Here is a 16,158-nt window from a genome sequence, read left to right on the forward strand (position 1 = left end):
GTTCAGCCATAATTAACCCTATGTATAACATGGCTAACCTTTCTTTTCGGGCACCTGGCGCTTAAATGGGATGGTATGCATGATGAAACAGATTCAGGAACAAACGGCGCTAAGTCCCCTTCACTCTCACTGGCGTCTGGCTGATGACCGCAATGTGCTGTATCTATCCCCGACAGGTGAAACGGATGCAGAAAAAACGGTCGAGCTATCGCCGGAGCAAGCCGGGCGTATCCGGGAAATAACGGCGATTACGTCCAGTCTGCTGATAACGTTGTTGATAGAAAAACAGGTTACCGCAGTACACCTGGTAGGCCGTAAGATTAATAACCGTGAATGGGCTGGCAGCCTGGCAACCTGGCCTGATACGCCTGCCGTCACGCCAACGCAGGCGCAGGAACTCTCTTTTGCCGAGCAAATCGTATCAGAAGCCAACTCAGTCATTGCGATACTGGATAGTCGGGGAAAAATCTGTCGATTTAATCGGTCATGCGAAGAGTACACGGGCTTAAAAGAGCGAGATGTAATTGGTCAAAGCGTCTTTAAATTATTTATGAGTCGCCGGGAGGCGGTTGCCTCCCGGCACTACATTGAGAATTTTTTTCGCAATGGCAATGCCTATGAAATCGAACGCTGGATAAAGACCCGTAAAGGCCAACGCCTGTTCTTATTTCGTAATAAATTCGTCCATAACGGTAGCGGAAAAAACGAAATTTTCCTGATCTGCGCAGGCACGGATATCACCGAAGAAAGGCGGGCTCAGGAGCGTTTACGCATACTGGCGAATACAGACACCGTCACCGGCCTGCCCAATCGCAATGCTATTCATGAATTTATTAATCATGCTATTGCCTCGGCTGGCGAGTCGCAAGTGGGTATCGTTTATCTCGATCTGGATAACTTCAAGAAAATTAATGACGCCTATGGGCATATGTTTGGCGATCAGCTCTTACAGGCCGTTTCGCTGGCGCTGTTGAGTTGTCTGGAGGAAGATCAATTGCTGGCCAGACTGGGGGGAGATGAATTCATTGTCCTCGCTGCCCATACGTCTCAGGCCGCGCTGGAAGCAGTAGCCTCACGAATCCTTACCCGTCTGCGGCAACCGTTTCGTATTGGACTCATTGAAGTTTACACGGGATGCGCCATTGGCATTTCGTTGGCCCCCCGGCACGGACAGGACAGCGAAAGTCTCATTCGCACTGCCGACACCGCAATGTATAACGCCAAAGAAGGCGGCCGCGGTCAGTTCTGCGTTTTTTCGCCGGAAATGAATCAGCGCGTATTTGACTATCACTGGCTGGATACAAACCTGCGAAAAGCACTGGAAAACGACCAGTTACTTATTCACTATCAGCCCAAAATTACCTGGCGCGGCGAAGTACGTAGCCTGGAAGCGCTGGTACGCTGGCAATCGCCGGAACGCGGATTAATTCCGCCGCTGGAGTTCATCTCATACGCCGAAGAGTCAGGACTCATCGTCCCGCTGGGCCGCTGGGTGATTCTGGATGTGGTTCGCCAGATTGCGAAATGGCGCGATAAGGGGATTAACTTGCGCGTAGCCGTTAACTTTTCGGCGCGACAACTGGCCGACCAGACGCTTTTTACTGCGCTTAAACAGGCTTTGTACGATCTGAATTTTGAGTATTGCCCGATCGATGTCGAGCTAACGGAAAGCTGCCTGATCGAAAACGACACGCTGGCGCTATCGGTTATCCAGCAATTTAGTCAGCTCGGCGCTCAGATCCATCTGGATGATTTTGGCACCGGGTATTCTTCGCTTTCTCAACTCGCCCGGTTCCCTATTGATGCCGTTAAACTGGATCAGGCTTTCGTCAGAGATATCCATAAGCAACCGCTGTCGCAATCTCTGGTTAGGGCGATTGTCGCGGTGGCTCAGGCGCTAAATTTACAAGTGATTGCCGAAGGTGTAGAAAATGCTAAAGAAGATGCCTTCCTGACAAAAAACGGCGTCAATGAACGACAGGGTTTTTTATTCGCCAAACCTATGCCCGCCGTTTCTTTTGAACGCTGGTACAAACGTTATCAGACGAAAAAAATGCGTTAATGGCGACGATAATAGGGAGAACAGCCTGTGCAGACAGGCATAGCCCTATTTTTCCCTTCTCTTTTCAGATTAATTTCTGCATCATGAATTGAAACCTTTTCTGACATTAAGGATGACAAACATGTCTGATATCGAAGCACAACGAATTGCCGCACGCATTGATACCGTGCTGGATATCCTTGTTGCTGGCGATTACCACTCGGCCATCAATAACCTTGAAATATTGAGAGCAGAGCTGTTAGATCAGGTTAAAGACGGTATCTCGCCATCCCAGGCTCCCGGGTCGCCCTGGGAAATCTGATAGCGATAATTTGTCCGGGATGGCCGTTAGCCCTTCCCGGCTCTCTAACTGTCTGTTGACTCCTCTTAACGTATAAAATTAATACTATGAACTCCCGACAACAATCAATTTTGCAAATGGTGGTTGATAAAGGCCAGATGAGCGTTGCTGAACTGGCGAAAATTACCGGCGTATCTGAAGTCACGATTCGTCAGGATCTGAATACCCTGGAAAAGCAGAGCTATTTACGCCGTGCGCACGGTTTCGCCGTTTCGCTTGAGAGCGATGACGTAGAGACTCGCATGATGACGAACTACACGCTAAAACGCCGACTGGCGGAGTTCGCCGCCTCGCTGGTCAGTCCAGGGGAATCCGTTTTTATTGAAAATGGCAGCAGCAATGCGCTATTGGCCCGGACGTTGGCGGAACAAAAAGATGTCACGATCATCACCGTGAGCAGTTATATCGCGCATCTGCTCAAAGAAACTCCTTGCGAAGTCATTCTCCTCGGTGGAATCTATCAGAAAAAAAGTGAAAGCATGGTAGGGCCGTTGACGCGACAGTTTATCCATCAAGTGCATTTCAGCAAAGCATTTATCGGTATTGATGGCTGGCAGGCTGATACCGGCTTTACCGGACGCGATATGATGCGATCGGATGTGGTTAACGCTGTTCTGGAAAAAGGCTCAGAAGCGATTGTCCTCACCGACAGCTCCAAATTTGGCTGTGTGCATCCCTATCCCCTGGGCCCGCTCTCTCGCTTCCATCGTGTCATTACGGATTCCAGAATTTCCGCCAGCGATCAAATGCAGTTAGAACATGCAGGGCTGCTAGTCAATGTTATTGGCTCATCCGTTTAAAATATTTCCCGATGGTTTGCCCTATGGCAAATCATCCTCTCTCTAAGACTTTTCTGACATCCCAATTAAGACTATTTACCTGTTGTAACGAGCGTAACGTCGTAAAATTAATATTAGCGAAATAACAGGAAGTGACTATCACCTGCGTGATATACCCCTGCGCAATCAGGTTTTACGGAAAATCTCTTAACAGGTTTTATTTTAACTATAGTTATAGTGAGCTTAATTCCGTGAATCGTTAATTCAGGAGAGAGTATTATGTTTATGACGAGCAAAAAAATGGCCGCTGCTGTGCTGGCAATCACCGTAGCAATGTCTCTGAGCGCCTGCTCAAACTGGTCCAAGCGCGATCGCAACACGGCTATTGGCGCAGGTGCGGGGGCGTTAGGCGGCGCAGTGTTAACGGACGGCAGTACATTAGGCACCCTGGGCGGCGCGGCGGTCGGCGGCGTGATTGGTCACCAGGTTGGAAAATAATCCAGACGTTTAAATATTGAACGGCTCAAAATAATACGTTTATTCTTTTCAGGTCTGGATTACAAAAATAGACAAAGTTGACTTTTACGCCACGGTAATTTACAACCGTGGCGTTTTCATTAGCCGCCAGCTAATTTTACTTTCATTCCTTTAGCTTCCAGCAATGATTTTATCAAGTCGCGTTTATCACCCTGAATTTCAATAATCCCTTCTTTTACTGCCCCGCCACAGCCGCATTTTTTCTTCAGTTCAGCCGCCAGTTTGGTTAATTCCGCATCATTCATCTCGATACCGGTAATCAAACATACGCCTTTACCCTTACGGCCACTGGTTTGACGCTGAATGCGAACGATACCATCCCCTTTGGGACGAACCGGCGCCGTTTTAGGTTCTTCAATGCGCCCCGTCTGTGTTGAATAAACCAGACGACTATTGGAATCGCTCATTATGCCTCCCGTTTCAGTGACGCGTTAATATCCTTCAGCGTTTGCGCCGGATCTACCGATTGCGTAACCGGGCGGCCAATCACCATATAGTCGACGCCGGCGGATAATGCCTGTTCGGGCGTCATAATGCGTCGCTGATCGCCTGCCTCGCTGCCTGCGGGCCGAATGCCCGGCGTCACCAGCTTAAATGCAGTGCCAAAGACCTGTTTAAATCTGACCGCTTCCTGAGCGGAACAGACCACGCCATCCAGCCCGCATTGCTGCGTCAGGCGCGCCAGCCGCTCCGCATGTTCCGCCGGTGACAACGTCACGCCCAGATCGCGCAGATCGCAGGTTTCCATACTGGTCAACACGGTCACGGCAATGAGCAACGGCGCATCTTTACCGAATGGCGCCAGCGCGTCGCGCGCTGCGGCCATCATTCTCGCCCCGCCAGACGCGTGAACGTTTACCATCCAGACGCCCAGGTCTGCCGCTGCGGCGACTGCCCGGGCCGTGGTGTTGGGAATATCATGAAATTTTAGATCAAGAAAGACATCAAACCCACGCTGCTGGAGATCCCGAACGAGCTGTGGACCAAACAGCGTGAACATCTCTTTGCCTACTTTTAAGCGACAATCGCGAGGATCGATTTTATCGACAAACGCCAGGGCTTTATCGCGTTCATGGTAATCCAACGCCACAACGACAGGCGATTCAGTAATAGCGCAGGAAGAAGATGAAGCAGTAAACGTCATGACCAGACCTTCTTGATGATGGGCACCGGAAGTGGCGCAAATTGGATAAACGGCGTGCATTCTACCTGCGGCGCAGGGAAATTAATAGGTTCGATTGACAACCTGATAAGCCTTGGTCGCCGATGCCAGCGTTGTTTTTAGTTTTACATCATTAAGTATGTTGTAACTAAAGTGAAGCTTTTTTTATATACTACTGCCCATCAAGTCCGCGAATAGGTTTAATGGTCGACCATGCCCGGCAGGACGGACAGTGCCAGTACAAGGTATAGGCGGTAAAACCGCATTTCTGACAACGATACCGCGGTTTACTGCGCACCTGCTCGCCAACCATATCACGCAGTACCATCAGGCTTTCTTTCGCTCGCCCTTCTTCCGCCTCGTTGAGATGGTAATCCATCAGCTTATGGAACACCCGCATGGTAGGATGTCGCTGTAGCTGACGTGTGATATAGACTTGAGCTGCGTCACTACCTTCACGCGCTTCCAGAATATCGGCAAGCATTAACTCAGCGCCAGCACCGGTATTCTCCTCAACGGCGCGACGTAAAAACTCCGCCCACTCGGCATTTTTACCGAGCTGTTGATAACAGGTTTGCAGCATCTCCAGCGTTTCGCTGACCAGCTCTTTATCCTGAACGATCACACGTTGCAGGCTTTCGACCGCTTTGGCGTAATCCCCTCTCGCCATATAAACGCGCCCCATCATGATAGACACCCGGGCGCTATTTTTATCTGCGGCGGCACCTTTTTTCAGCAACGCCATCGCGCGATCCATGTCGTCGTTGCCCATTTGCTGTAACGCTAACTCACAGTAAAAATGGGCGATTTCGATACGCTGTTTATCTTTGCCCAGTTTCACCAGCCGTTCTGCTACTTCGATCGCCTTTTGCCAGTCGCTGGTTAGCTGATAGATTTGCAAGAGCTGCTGTAACGCGCCTACGCGAAATTCCGTTTCGTCGGTAAGTTGGTTAAACATATCTTCCGCGCGGTCATATAAACCGGCGGCCATATAGTCGCGCCCCAGTTGCTGAACAGCCAGTAAACGCTGTTCATAGGTCAATGAAGCGCTTTCCATGAGCGTTTGATGAATACGAATGGCGCGATCGACTTCGCCTCGTGAGCGAAACAGATTACCGAGAGTGAGATGAGCCTCAACGGTGCCGGTATCCTCTTTAAGCATATCGAGGAACAGATCCACCGCTTTATCTTGTTGGTTACTCAGCAGGAAGTTAACCCCTGCGACATAATCGCGCGACAGGCGGTTAGCTTCATCCTGTTTTGTTTGTTGCGCACTTCTGCGACCCATATACCACCCATAGGCAGCGGCTACAGGCAACAGCAGAAATAACAACTCCAACATAAATGATTATTCCTTTACAACCGACGAATCGGCAGGGACCGCAACGTCGGTTGCTGGCGAAAGCTTGTTTTCCAGTCGTTTAATTTTACGTTCAGCACGGGCAAGGGAAACGCGGACCCGCAGCCAGAACAGGCCGCAAATCAGCCAGCCAATCGCAAAACCGACGGCGAACAACACAGCAAGCAACGTGGAGATACGATACTCCCCTTGCGCCAGCAGGTAGTTAAACGTCACCTGTTGATCATTCTGCGCGCCCAGCGTCACCGAAATAACAAAAATCGCCAATACCAGTAAGAAAATGAGTAAATATTTCACATTACTTCCCGTTATGTGGTTTGCGCGAATAAATCGTGTCCAACTTACCGCATCCAGCCTTCTAAATTACCATTTTCCCGCCTCGCGCGAAATGGAAATGCGCCCGCCATCAGATGATTTAAGGGCAATAGTCAGAAAATCAACCGTTGTCAGCTTTCCTGCTCGCGTTCAGCAATTTCTTGCGCTTCTTCACGAGGCGGCATAAGCGGCCCGCAAATTCGCTGCGCCAGCCAGGTCGCCAGGGTAACTAATAGCCAGGAGATAAGCGTGGCGACCACTAAATCTCGCGGCCAGTGCATTCCCAGAAGCAAACGGCTGCCCATTACGCCGGTTGCCCAGACTAACAAAAACGCGATGGTGAAAGTCCGTCTGCGCGGCCATAACAGACCCACGGCCAAAAGCGCCCAGCTCGCTGCAAACATGGTATGTCCGGAGGGAAACGCAAAACCCGTCTCTTTTTGCCAGTGCTGACGCAGGAAAACGGGGATGTTCTGTTGCCCGGCCAACTGCTCTTTCACTAAATGTCCGCGTTCTGTACGCTTTAAAGTGTAGAACTCATCGACGGGAATATGGTGCGTTTTTTCAAGCCAGACCACAAATGGCCGCGGCTCCTGTACGCGCTCCTTTACCCATGACTTCACGCCCTGCCCGACGATAATCGCCCCACCGAGAATCGCAAACAGCATAATGGCGGCGCGCAGGCGAAATCGCAGGCACCATAAGAACCATCCACAAAGAATCACATGCGTGATAACGCCCCAGGGTTTGGTCACGGTTTCCGTTATCCAGAATAGCGTTTTTAGCCACCAGACCTGATGTCCTGGCTGCCACTGCCAGCCTGATACCCATACGGCAAGCGGCATGATAAGCAACAGGGCTGCGCCTGCCGCGGTGCGCCTCGCAATTGAAAGCATGGATGCTCCTTTTATAAGTAAGTATCACAATCATAACTGAAAATTCTCGCCGGACTGGAAAATTGACAAATTTGTGCCATTCCTGAGCAATTACGTGGTAGTGATTAGGTGATGACCGCCGCCTTATGGCAAAATAGCGGGATACAATCCAACAGGCGACGACACCGCAGGCGTCAGCATAATCTGGAGAAATACATGCAGCTTAAACGTGTGGCAGAAGCCAAACTGCCAACCCCATTGGGTGACTTTCTGATGGTGGGATTTGAAGAACTGGCAACCGGACACGACCATGCCGCGCTGGTTTTTGGCGATATTTCAGGTAAAACGCCGGTCTTGGCTCGCGTTCATTCCGAATGTCTTACCGGGGACGCGCTTTTTAGTCTGCGCTGTGATTGTGGTTTTCAACTGGAAGCCGCGCTGACGCATATTGCGGAAGAAGGACGCGGTATTCTGATTTACCACCGTCAGGAAGGCCGCAATATCGGCCTGCTTAATAAAATTCGCGCTTATGCGTTACAGGATCAAGGCTATGACACGGTGGAGGCCAATCATCAGCTCGGCTTTGCCGCCGATGAGCGTGATTTCACCCTGTGCGCGGATATGTTCAAATTACTCGGCGTGGATGAAGTTCGCCTGCTGACCAATAATCCGAAGAAAGTCGAAATACTGACCGAGGCGGGAATTAATATCGTGGAACGCGTTCCGCTCATTGTGGGTCGTAATCCAAATAATGAGCATTATCTCGATACTAAAGCGGCCAAAATGGGTCACCTGCTAAACAAGTAAGCCACCGGTATTAAAGCGCGGGCCTGCCTGTTTACGGCAGGCCCGATAAACGGCTTTAGTTCAGCATATTTCTAATGACATAGTGCAATATGCCGTCATTCTGGTAGTAAGTCAGCTCGGTGGCGGTATCAATGCGACAGCGACAAGGTACCGTTTCTTTGCTGCCGTCCGCTCTCGTTAACATAACCGGAATGGTCGCGCCAGGGCGCAGGTTTTGCAGATCCGCGATATCAATCACCTCTTCCCCGGTCAGTCCCAGCGTTTTACGCGTTACGCCCTGTGGAAACTCCAGCGGCAGGATCCCCATCCCAATCAGGTTTGAGCGGTGGATACGTTCGAACGACTCGGCGATCACCACGCGGATACCTAACAGCCGCGGACCTTTTGCCGCCCAGTCACGGCTCGATCCCGACCCATACTCTTTCCCGGCAATCACCGCCAGCGGCGTTTTTTCCTGCTGGTAGAGCATCGCGGCATCATAAATCGACATCGCTTCCGTACCCGGCAAATGCCGCGTCATCCCACCTTCGACGCCGGGCAGCATTTCGTTGCGAATACGAATATTGGCGAACGTACCGCGCATCATCACTTCATGGTTACCGCGCCGTGATCCATAAGAGTTAAAATCCTTCCGCTCAACGCCGTGATTTTGCAGATAGCGTCCGGCGGGACTGTCCGGCTTGATACTGCCGGCCGGGGAAATATGGTCGGTCGTCACCGAATCACCCAGCATCGCCAGGATACGCGCGCCGTGGATATCTTTGACGGGCGCAGGCTGGGCCTGCATTTCATCAAAGAAAGGCGACAGGCGAATATAGGTTGAATCCGACTGCCATCCGTAGGTATCGGACGATTCAACCTGAATCGATTTCCATTCGTCCGTGCCCTCAAACACTTCCGCATACTCTTTACGGAACATATCCGATGATACCAGTTCAACGGCGCGGGCAATTTCCTGCGCTGAAGGCCAGATATCCTTCAGGTATACCGGATCGCCTTTACGATCGTACCCCAGCGGGTCTGTCGCGAGGTTAATATTCATGTTTCCGGCCAGCGCATACGCCACCACCAGCGGCGGCGACGCCAGCCAGTTCGTTTTCACCAGCGGATGGATACGCCCTTCAAAATTTCGGTTACCGGAAAGCACGGCCCCTACCGTCAGATCGCCTTTTTTAATCGCGGTCTCAATAGGCTCCGGCAACGGACCGGAGTTCCCGATACAGGTCGTACAGCCATAACCGACCAGGTTAAAACCGAGCTCATCCAGGTAAGGCGTAAGTTTGGCCTGCGCCAGATAGTCAGATACCACTTTTGACCCCGGCGCCAGAGAAGCCTTGACCCAAGGTTGACGCTTCAACCCCAGCGTTACTGCCTTTTTCGCCAGTAATCCCGCAGCCATCAGCACGCTGGGATTCGAGGTATTCGTACAGGAGGTGATGGCGGCAATGACGACAGCGCCATCAGGAAGCTGATATGGCTGTCCGTTCATCGTATAGTCAACCGGCTGGCGATCTCTTTGCGCGGTATTCAGCTCCAGCTCGGCGCTGGCGGCAAAGGCTTTCGGCACATCGCCTAACGCTACGCGATCCTGCGGGCGTTTCGGCCCGGCCAGGCTGGCCTCGACATCGCCCATATCCAGTTCCAGCGTACTGGTAAATACCGGTTCGTCTCCGGGATTACGCCACATTCCCTGCGCCTTCGCGTAGGCTTCAACCAGCTCGACCAGATCGTCGCTACGTCCGCTTAATCGCATATATTCCAGGGTAATGGCGTCAATAGGGAAGAAACCACAGGTGGCGCCATATTCCGGCGACATATTAGCGATGGTCGCGCGATCCGCCAACGGCAGCGAATCCAGACCATCACCATAAAATTCAACAAATTTACCCACGACGCCATGCTTACGCAGCATTTGCGTGACGGTTAGCACCAGGTCAGTGGCAGTGATCCCCTCCCGAAGTTTACCGGTTAACTTAAAGCCGACGACATCCGGGATAAGCATCGACACGGGCTGACCAAGCATCGCCGCTTCCGCTTCAATACCGCCCACGCCCCACCCCAATACGCCCAGACCATTAATCATGGTCGTATGGGAGTCAGTCCCCACCAGCGAGTCCGGGTAAGCAATCCACTCCCCGTCCTGTAATTCGCTCCAGACGGCTTTACCCAGGTATTCCAGGTTAACCTGATGGCAAATGCCGGTTCCGGGTGGCACCACGCTGAAACGACTGAATGCCTGCTTTCCCCATTTCAGGAACATATAACGCTCATGGTTACGTTCCATTTCCAGCCGCACGTTTTCTTCAAACGCATCGTCATCGCCGAAATGATCGACCGTCACAGAGTGGTCAATAACCAGATCAACCGGCGATAACGGGTTCACTTTCGACGTATCGCCGCCGAGGCGTTTAACGGCTTCACGCATCGCCGCCAGGTCGACAACGGCAGGCACGCCGGTAAAGTCCTGCATCAGGACACGGGCGGGCCGCCAGGCAATTTCACGATCGGCATGGGCATTTTTAAGCCAACCGGCCAGCGCCTGAATATCTTCATCAGTCACAGATTCGCCGTCCTGCCAGCGCAACAGGTTTTCCAGTAACACTTTAAGTGATTTGGGCAAACGGGCGATATCGCCCAGGGATTTGGCAGCCAGCGGCAGACTGTAGTAATGATACGTTTTATCTTTGGCCTGCAATGTATCCTTACTGGCTTCTCGTAGGGTTGACGACATAGCTCCTCCTTAAATGACAGGGTTGCGTTACCCTGATTCTCCACAGGGTTGTATTAAAGATAACACAAACAAAATGTAACGTTTTGATAACAACCCAAATTGCTAAAAGAGGAGAAACCTAACAGGCGAGGAGCGAAGATGAAAAAGCCCGATAAATAGCGCATTATCGGGCTTTGACGAGATTAGACGGCAATCCAGATTAACTCGGCCCAGAACAGTAGCGATAATATAAACGCGCCAGTCCATGACCAATACTTTATATTTGACGTTAACATAGGCGACACCAACTGTGTTTAATCAATACTGAGAGGCGCTCAGCACACGGTTGCTGCGGTGTAATAAGACAGCGTTAATAAAACAATAACGCCAATAAAAAGACGGATATTATTTTTGTGACACCTCATCAGCAAAAGCATCAATAAATGCCCGCTGCTGCGGTGTGAGCGTCCAGTGTTGCGGAACAGACCGAAAAACGGTCGTATCCGGGGTGTTATCATCGTCACAAGATTGAATCGGGGGCGCGACCACGCGCTCGCGTTCCGACGTAATGCTCACTTAACCCCACCAATGCCAGATAACAAGCGCTACCACTACCCAGAACAACGCAGAACCCACAAAAACCGCCAGCCATGCTTTACGTTTGAGCTCAGGGTCGCGGCGCGGTTCCTGGTTTTCAGAAGGCATTACTAACCTCATGCTATCGGTATCACTTATCATTTCAGCACCAAACAATCGGTACAATTAATCATCAGATGAGACAAATCCTAAATAAACTTTAGTCAAAAATCCAGTCAATTTACGAATCGTTGCCAGTGAATAAATCAATCTTTTGACTCAAGATAACTATTTGGAAAAAGAAACTGGCGGGACGGGTAATTCAACACTATTTTGCTGATCATTACCCGTAATACTTTGAGGGATATTGCAAAAAGCGGCTTTGTCTGCCATGCCACTACGACGCAAACCGACGGTGCTATTACTTTTCAGGCAGCTTTATATCCTGAAACATCGCTTCAATTTCTTCATTAGAACGCAACGCCACCGCCGTATCCACCACATCACGCGTCAGATGCGGCGCAAAACGCTGGATAAAATCGTACATATAGCTGCGTAAAAAAGTACTACGGCGAAAACCAATTTTTGTGGTGCTGTGGCTAAAAATATCGTGCGCGTCAATCCGCACTAAATCAGGATCGGCAAGCGGATCGACCGCCATGCTGGCAATGACGCCAACGCCCAGCCCCAACCTGACATACGTTTTAATCACATCCGCATCGGTTGCAGTAAAGACGATCCGCGGCGTTAACCCTGCGCGATTAAAAGCGGTATCCAGTTCGGAACGCCCGGTAAAGCCGAAGGTATACGTCACCAGCGGATACTTCGCCAGCGCTTCAATCGTTACGGAAGACGTTGCCGCCAATGGATGATCCGGCGTCACCACTATCGAACGGTTCCAGTGATAGCATGGCAACATCACCAGATCGTCATATAAATGCAGCGCTTCCGTGGCAATCGCGAAATCGGCGTTCCCTTTCGATACCGCTTCCGCAATCTGCGTTGGCGACCCCTGGTGCATATGCAGCGAAACGCGCGGATAACGCTCGATGAAGCCTTTAATCACGCCTGGCAATGCGTAACGCGCCTGAGTATGGGTAGTGGCAATATAGAGCGAGCCTTTATCCGGCCAGGTGTGCTCGCCGGCGACCGACTTAATGGCATCGACTTTGGAAAGCACCTCACGCGCAATACGAATAATCTCCTGTCCTGCGGGCGTCACCTGAGTCAGATGCTTACCGCTGCGGGCGAAAATCTGGATGCCAAGCTCATCTTCCAGCATCCTAACCTGCTTGCTGATCCCCGGCTGGGAAGTATACAACCCCTCAGCGGTAGAGGAGACGTTAAGGTTATGATTAACCACTTCAACAATGTAACGAAGCTGCTGCAATTTCATAATACATCATCCAGATTAGCGCCATCAGGCCATCGTTTATCTGCAGACTTAATCGGGCTGCTAATACGATTTAATAATAAAAAAGGTGTTAACTATAACCACTATATCATTTATATCTGAACTGTATAGCCAGCGCGATAAAATAATAAGGCCGCTATACCCAAAATAATTCGAGTGCTTAAAGGCGGCAAGAGAGTGAGTCCCCAGGAGCATAAGGTGACTGGGATGAGCGACAAATCTGCCGGGAGCAGATTTGAACGTCGCGTGCGACGGCCCGTCAGGACGAGGCCCATGGATGGGCCGAGTAATCCGTAGCCAACACATAAGCCACTTTAAATATGAAGGGTATATAAAAAAGGGCCGCTTACGCGGCCCGCTTGACTATAGTGACGACAGGCAGGGGTTATTTCTTGCCTTCAACCCACTTGCCGTCGACGAAGAACGCTGACCATCCCGTCGCCTTCCCGTCTTTTTCCGCCGCAACGTACTGCTGTTTTGTTTTGCGGCTAAAGCGAACAATGGTTTTATTACCTTCTGGATCCTGCTGCGGCGCATCCGCCAGATAACGCAGTTTTTCCGGCAGGCGATCGCGGAACCGGTAAAGCTCCTCGACTAATGGCGCGCGCGTTTCGCGTGATTTCGGGAACGTGTTGGCCGCCAGGAATATCCCTGCGGCGCCATCGCGCAGCACAAAGTACGCGTCCGATTTTTCACACGGCAGTTCCGGCAATGGAACAGGATCTTCCTTCGGCGGCGCAACTTCGCCGTTACGCAAGATCTTACGGGTGTTTTTACATTCGTCGTTAGTACAGGCCATGTACTTACCAAAACGCCCCATTTTCAGGTGCATTTCGGAACCACATTTCTCACACTCAACGATCGGACCGTCATACCCTTTGATGCGGAACTCGCCTTCTTCAATCTCGTAGCCGTCACAGGTCGGGTTATTACCACACACATGCAATTTACGCTTCGGATCGATCAGATAGCTGTCCATCGCCGTACCACACTTCTGACAGCGACGCTTGGCGCGCAGGGCGTTGGTTTCGGCGTCGTCGCCTTCCAGCACGTTCAGAACTTCATTTTCCGGCACCAGGTTAATGGTCGTTTTACAACGCTCTTTCGGCGAAAGCGCATAACCTGAACATCCAAGGAAAACCCCCGTACTGGCAGTACGAATTCCCATTTTACGGCCACAGGTTGGACAGTCGATGCTGGTCAGCACCATCTGGTTAGGGCGCATCCCCCCTTCTTCCGGATCTTTCTCGGCTTTATCGAGCTGCTGAGTAAAATCGCTGAAGAAGTTATCCAGTACCGCTTTCCACTCGGCCTGGTGATTTGCAACCTGATCCAGACTATCTTCCATCTGCGCGGTAAAATCGTAGTTCATCAATTCGCGGAAGTTTTCTTCCAGCCGATCGGTGACGATTTCACCCATTTTTTCCGCATAGAAACGACGGTTTTCAACGCGAACATAGCCGCGATCCTGAATGGTCGAGATAATCGACGCATAGGTAGACGGACGACCAATACCGCGCTTCTCAAGCTCTTTAACCAGAGAAGCCTCGCTAAACCGGGCTGGCGGTTTAGTAAAGTGCTGAGCAGGCGTCAATTCAAGTAGCGTCAGCGCATCGCCCTTATTCACGGTAGGCAATGTGCGATCTTCATCGCCTTTACGCAGCGCCGGCATCACTTTTGTCCAGCCGTCAAAGCGCAAAATACGCCCACGCGCTTTCAGGCGGAACTCGCCTGCGCCAACGGTAAGCGTAGTAGAGTCATATTGTGCTGGCGTCATCTGACAGGCGACAAACTGACGCCAAATTAGTTGATACAACTTCTGCGCGTCAGCCTCCATGTCTTTCAGCGACTCCGCCATGACAGCAACGTCGGAAGGACGGATCGCTTCGTGCGCTTCCTGAGAGTTTTCTTTGCTGGCGTACTGGTTCGGGTTATCCGGCAGGTATTTCTTGCCGAAATTATCGCCAATATAACCGCGCACCATGTTGACCGCATCCTGACTCAGGTTGGTGGAGTCTGTACGCATATAGGTGATGTAGCCCGCCTCATACAGACGCTGCGCCATCATCATGGTTTTCTTCACGCCAAAGCCCAGCCGGGTGCTGGCCGCCTGCTGTAGCGTGGAGGTGATAAACGGCGCGCCTGGCTTGCTGCTGGTCGGCTTGTCTTCTCGCTCCAGCACGCTATAGCTGGCTTTTTCCAGCAAGCTGACGGCGGCAAGCGTCTGCTCGCGATTTACCGGCCGGAATGGCTTGTCGTTCTGATGCGTGACCTGTAGCGGTAGCGCCTCGCCAGACGGCGTCGTCGTATTAGCGTCAATTTCCCAGAACTCTTCCGGAACAAACGCTTTAATCTCGCGCTCGCGCTCAACGACCAGACGGACCGCGACAGACTGAACGCGACCTGCCGACAAACCACGGGCGATCTTTTTCCACAGCAACGGCGAGACCATATAGCCTACCACGCGGTCCATAAAGCGGCGCGCTTGCTGGGCGTTGACCCTGTTAATGTTCAGCTCGCCCGGCTGTTCAAACGCCTGGCGAATGGCATTTTTGGTTATTTCGTTAAAGACTACGCGACTGTAGCGCGCGTCATCGCCGCCGATCACTTCCCGCAGGTGCCATGCAATGGCTTCCCCTTCGCGGTCAAGGTCGGTTGCGAGATAGATGTGGTCGGCTTTTTCCGCCAACTGTTTCAGTTCAGAGACGACCTTCTCTTTACCGGGCAGCACTTCATAGTGCGCATCCCAGTTGTGCCACGGATCAACCCCCATACGGTTGACGAGAGCGCCACGTTCATCCTTTTTGGGCTTTTTAGCCGTTTTGGTGGAGGTAGAGTCGGCGCTCTTTTTAGCTGCTGAGCCACTGGTCGGCAAATCACGGATATGACCCACGCTGGATTTCACCACGTAGTCATTACCCAGATACTTGTTGATCGTTTTGGCTTTTGCCGGGGACTCAACGATGACAAGAGCTTTACCCATATTCACCTTTACCTAAGTTGATTCTTCCAGGAATGCGTCGCACGTTGATTCACCTTCCACTGGCGACGAGACAACGATATATGGTCTCTGCGTCTGCGGATATCAACCCCTTGTACTGGCTTTGTGTACGAAATGTAACCCTCAGGTGACTGAGTTAACAGGCTTTTTTGCACACACGCGCTATAGCACGACGGAATTTTGGTCGAATGTCAAGCAATTCTGTTGCCAGATTGACGAA

The 16,158-nt window shown here is 51.4% G+C and carries 16 protein-coding genes; 5 read left to right on the top strand and 11 right to left on the bottom strand.

Features of this window, described 5'->3' with window-relative positions:
• Positions 1-79 precede the first annotated feature (79 nt).
• From pdeR to osmB, 4 genes are all read left to right on the top strand, one after another.
• Positions 80-2,062 carry a cyclic di-GMP phosphodiesterase gene (pdeR, locus tag ACLJRE_RS06795; protein WP_000977604.1) on the top strand — a complete coding sequence of 661 codons (1,983 nt, stop codon included), beginning with the start codon at positions 80-82 and terminating at the stop codon, positions 2,060-2,062.
• 121 nt (positions 2,063-2,183) lie between these two features.
• Complete coding sequence (locus tag ACLJRE_RS06800; RefSeq protein WP_001279854.1) at positions 2,184-2,363, top strand: hypothetical protein; 180 nt, start codon at positions 2,184-2,186, stop codon at positions 2,361-2,363.
• 86 nt (positions 2,364-2,449) lie between these two features.
• Positions 2,450-3,202 carry a DNA-binding transcriptional regulator YciT gene (locus ACLJRE_RS06805; protein WP_001088594.1) on the top strand — a complete coding sequence of 251 codons (753 nt, stop codon included), beginning with the start codon at positions 2,450-2,452 and terminating at the stop codon, positions 3,200-3,202.
• Positions 3,203-3,460: 258 nt separating this feature from the next.
• The gene (osmB, locus tag ACLJRE_RS06810) at positions 3,461-3,679 is read left to right on the top strand and encodes an osmotically-inducible lipoprotein OsmB (RefSeq protein WP_000481166.1); all 219 of its coding nucleotides are present in this window, start codon (positions 3,461-3,463) and stop codon (positions 3,677-3,679) included.
• A 119-nt stretch (positions 3,680-3,798) separates the two neighbouring features.
• Here the strand turns inward: osmB and yciH are convergent, their stop codons facing one another.
• The 5 genes from yciH to pgpB form a co-directional block, all read right to left on the bottom strand.
• On the bottom strand, positions 3,799-4,125 hold the full coding sequence (gene yciH / locus ACLJRE_RS06815; protein ID WP_001285199.1) for a stress response translation initiation inhibitor YciH: 327 nt from the start codon (positions 4,123-4,125) through the stop codon (positions 3,799-3,801).
• Positions 4,125-4,862 (bottom strand): orotidine-5'-phosphate decarboxylase, encoded by a 738-nt coding sequence (gene pyrF, locus ACLJRE_RS06820; protein ID WP_023212463.1) that lies wholly within the window; start codon positions 4,860-4,862, stop codon positions 4,125-4,127. Before pyrF ends, yciH begins: the two co-directional genes overlap by 1 nt.
• A gap of 190 nt (positions 4,863-5,052) precedes the next feature.
• A complete protein-coding gene (gene lapB / locus ACLJRE_RS06825; RefSeq protein WP_000891378.1) occupies positions 5,053-6,222 on the bottom strand; it encodes a lipopolysaccharide assembly protein LapB in 1,170 nt (389 codons plus the stop codon).
• 6 nt (positions 6,223-6,228) lie between these two features.
• Positions 6,229-6,537, bottom strand: a complete 309-nt coding sequence (locus tag ACLJRE_RS06830; RefSeq protein ID WP_000876301.1) for a LapA family protein — start codon at positions 6,535-6,537, stop codon at positions 6,229-6,231.
• A gap of 149 nt (positions 6,538-6,686) precedes the next feature.
• Complete coding sequence (gene pgpB, locus ACLJRE_RS06835) at positions 6,687-7,451, bottom strand: phosphatidylglycerophosphatase B (protein WP_000948651.1); 765 nt, start codon at positions 7,449-7,451, stop codon at positions 6,687-6,689.
• A 195-nt stretch (positions 7,452-7,646) separates the two neighbouring features.
• Here pgpB and ribA point away from each other — a divergent pair, with 195 nt between their 5' ends.
• On the top strand, positions 7,647-8,237 hold the full coding sequence (gene ribA / locus ACLJRE_RS06840) for a GTP cyclohydrolase II (protein WP_001176283.1): 591 nt from the start codon (positions 7,647-7,649) through the stop codon (positions 8,235-8,237).
• 55 nt (positions 8,238-8,292) lie between these two features.
• Here the strand turns inward: ribA and acnA are convergent, their stop codons facing one another.
• The 6 genes from acnA to topA form a co-directional block, all read right to left on the bottom strand.
• The gene (gene acnA / locus ACLJRE_RS06845) at positions 8,293-10,968 is read right to left on the bottom strand and encodes an aconitate hydratase AcnA (protein ID WP_023212464.1); all 2,676 of its coding nucleotides are present in this window, start codon (positions 10,966-10,968) and stop codon (positions 8,293-8,295) included.
• A gap of 182 nt (positions 10,969-11,150) precedes the next feature.
• Positions 11,151-11,243: a small membrane protein YmiC gene (gene ymiC, locus ACLJRE_RS06850; RefSeq protein WP_223148964.1), complete on the bottom strand. Its 93-nt coding sequence runs from the start codon at positions 11,241-11,243 to the stop codon at positions 11,151-11,153.
• A 109-nt stretch (positions 11,244-11,352) separates the two neighbouring features.
• Positions 11,353-11,523, bottom strand: coding sequence for a hypothetical protein (locus ACLJRE_RS06855; protein ID WP_000029025.1), 171 nt, complete (start codon positions 11,521-11,523; stop codon positions 11,353-11,355).
• A complete protein-coding gene (locus ACLJRE_RS06860) occupies positions 11,524-11,664 on the bottom strand; it encodes a YmiA family putative membrane protein (RefSeq protein WP_213083417.1) in 141 nt (46 codons plus the stop codon).
• A 280-nt stretch (positions 11,665-11,944) separates the two neighbouring features.
• Complete coding sequence (gene cysB / locus ACLJRE_RS06865; protein WP_000776232.1) at positions 11,945-12,919, bottom strand: HTH-type transcriptional regulator CysB; 975 nt, start codon at positions 12,917-12,919, stop codon at positions 11,945-11,947.
• A 403-nt stretch (positions 12,920-13,322) separates the two neighbouring features.
• Positions 13,323-15,920, bottom strand: a complete 2,598-nt coding sequence (topA, locus tag ACLJRE_RS06870) for a type I DNA topoisomerase (protein WP_410957345.1) — start codon at positions 15,918-15,920, stop codon at positions 13,323-13,325.
• Between the last annotated feature and the right edge of the window lie 238 nt (positions 15,921-16,158).

The sequence above is a fragment of the Salmonella sp. SAL04157 genome (assembly GCF_046551635.1).
GTDB classification, from domain to species: Bacteria; Pseudomonadota; Gammaproteobacteria; order Enterobacterales; family Enterobacteriaceae; genus Salmonella; species Salmonella enterica.